The sequence below is a fragment of the Amaricoccus sp. genome (genome assembly GCF_017995835.1).
Taxonomy (GTDB): Bacteria; Pseudomonadota; Alphaproteobacteria; order Rhodobacterales; family Rhodobacteraceae; genus Amaricoccus.
Map to the genome: position 1 here is coordinate 1 of NZ_JAGOID010000197.1, position 2,855 is coordinate 2,855.

1 pseudogene is annotated in these 2,855 nt (G+C 72.7%); it reads left to right on the top strand.

Annotation, left to right across the window (positions count from 1 at the left end):
* Positions 1-49: 49 nt before the first annotated feature.
* Positions 50-2,855, top strand: a pseudogene (locus KBA23_RS16600) (hypothetical protein); the annotation flags it as partial.

The following is a 2,855-nucleotide window of genomic DNA, read 5'->3' on the forward strand; positions in this document are numbered from 1 at the left end:
CATCGAGCGTCTGAAGCAGAACGGAATCGACCCCTCGGGGCTGTGAAGCATGAACATCTCGTTCGACGACTTGATCCCGACGCCGGAAGGTGACGCGGGCGGCGAAGCCGCGTCTGCTGTTTCGCCGCTGGCTGGCGGGCGCGCGCCGCGAGAGGCGCGCGAGGCCGAGCCCACCGAGGCGCAGAAGAAGGCCGCGGCCGAGGAATGGGCGCGCGGCGTTCGCGCGCGCCAGACCGGACTCGGCGCCTACGGGGAGACGTTCGGCCGCGGCGTCGCGCGCGCGGTGCCATTTTCCCACCAGATCGGATCGGCGTTCGACTATGCGCTCGGGACCGGCGTCGGCGAGGGCCAAAGCAGCTACGAGGATACGCTGCGTCGTCAGCGGGCCATGTCCACGGTCGACGATGAGACGCGGTTCATGACCGGGCTGGCCGGCCAACTCGTCGGCGGCGCGGCGCTTCCGACGGCGGGCCTCGCCGCGCAGGGCGTGAAGGGCGCGGCCGCGCTCGGCGCCGGCTATGGCGCGCTGCACGGCGCAGCAGAGGGCGAGAGCCTGCCGGACGCCGCAGGCAAGGCGCTGGTCGGCGGCGGCCTCGGCGCGGCGTTCGGCGCGGGCGTCGGCGCGGTGGCTCCCTATGTCGCCCAAGCGGCCGGGCGCGTCGCAGAGCCGATCAAGCAGGGGCTTGGCGCGCTCTACGAGCGGCTTGCGCCAAAGGCGCCGGATGCGGCGATGGCCGCCGCTGCGGCGGCCACGAAGACCGGGCGCGACGAGATCGCGGACGCCGCCGCGCGCATCGGCGTCGATGTCCCGCGGTTCATCGCCTCGGAAAGCCGCCCCGTCCAGCAGGCGGCGCACGTCGCGCGCAATATCCCGATCGCAGGAAAGCCTGTCATCGAGGCGACACGAAAACTCGCCAACGATCTCGGAGAAGCCGCCGCGCAGCGCGCCACCAATCTTGGCGCTCTGTCGCAGCATGAGGCCGGCGCGGCGGCGCGCAACGCTTTCGACGCCTGGAATGTGGCGCAGAAGCAGAGGATCGGCGCGGCCTATGACGCGGTCGACGATCTTGTCGACCCAGCCGTCACGGTCCCCCTCCGCAGCACCGCGGCGCTGGTCGCGGAACTCGCGGCGGCGCGCGATGCAGCAGCGATGAACCCGACCGGCGGCGCCGCCGCGCTGGTCATGCCGGCGATCTCCCGCGAGGAGGGGCTGTCCTATCAGGGCGCGAAGCTCTTGCGGACCCGGCTCGGAGAAGCGCTCGACAACCCCGCCGGCCTCGAAACAGCCAACATTTCGCAGGGAGAACTGCGTCGCATCTATGGCGCGCTCACGGACGACATCAAGTCGATCGTCGACGCCGCCGGCGGACCCGCGGCGCGAGAAGCGCTCGCCACCGCGAACGCGATGAACGCCAGCGTCTCCACTCTGCGCGAGCGCCTTCAACCGCTCCTCGCCGGCGCGAGCGATGAGAGCGTGATCGCCAAACTGGCTTCGGCGGCGCGCTCGACAGGGCGGCCGGACATCGAACTCCTGACCGAGGCGCAGCGCGCGATCAGCAAGTCGGAAGGCGCGTGGGACGCCATCTCCGGATCGGTGCTGGCCTCGCTCGGCCGGGACGCCGAAGGCGTCTTCTCGCCGCAACGCTTCGTCACCGCCTATGGCAAGATCACGCCGCAAGCGAAGGCTGTCCTGTTCCCCGGACAGGTCGGCAAAGACCTCGATGACATCGCCCGCGTCGCCTCGCGCTCCGCAGAGACATACCGGCAGTTCGGCAACCCGTCCGGAACAGGCCAGACCGTGGCCGGGGCCGCCGGCGCGATGGGGCTGTCGACGGACCCGATTTCCACGCTGACGAGCTTGGGCGGCGCGGCGCTGGTGGCGCGCGTCCTGTCGCGGCCGGCGGCGATCTCCAAGGCCGCGCAGTGGGCCAAGGCCGCTGAGGCTGCGGCCGCCGCGGCTGCGAACGGCCAGCCCGTCAGCCAGAAGGCGCTCACCGCGAAGATCATCGACTTCGCGAAGGCCGCCGAGCTTCCGCCAGATTTCGTTCGCGGAGCGGCGCTCCGCGCGGCCGGCGCGCAGGCCGCCAGGATTGGCGCCGGCCCGCCTCCTGCCCTGCCGAAGGTCGCCGGCGCGGAGGGAGGCGAGAGCGACGACAACCCGTCCTTCGCCGGGACGTTCGGGCGCGCGGTCAAACTGGGGGCGCAGCGCGCCGCGCACGAAGTCGCGCAGACCGCCACAGCCTCGGTCAAGGGGCTCGAAGGCGTCAAGGACTGGCAGGAGCCGAAAGACCCGGCCATCGACCGGATTTCCGAGCAGGGCTGGATGTCGGGCATCACGGACCCGCGCTGGTATGCGGCCAAGGTCGGCGAGGGGATCGGCGGCTCGAGCCCGTCCATCGCCGGCGGCGTGGTCGGCGCTGGCGTCGGCTCCGCCGTGGCTCCGGGCGTCGGGACGGTGGTTGGCGGCGCAGGCGGCGCAGCGATGATGGCGGCGGTGCAGGCGCTGGCGCCTGCCTACGCCCGCGCGCGCGCCGCGGGCATGTCGCACGACGCCGCGGTCAACGTCGCCATGGGCGAGACGGCGATTTCCGGCACGGCCGGCGCCGCCGGCGCGGTGGCGCCGTTTTTCCGCGTGGCGAAGGGGCCGATCTCCAACCTGCTCGCGCAGCTTTTCGTCGTGCAACCCGGCATCGGATCGGCGGAGCAGGTCGCGCGGGGCGCGGTCAGTGGCCGCGGCATCACCGCCGAGGAACTGATCGGCGGCTACGTCTCGAACGCCGGCGCCGGCGCAGCGATGCACGGCGGCATGTCGGCGGCGCACCGGGCGTTTGGTCGGGGCGCCCCTCCCACCCCGC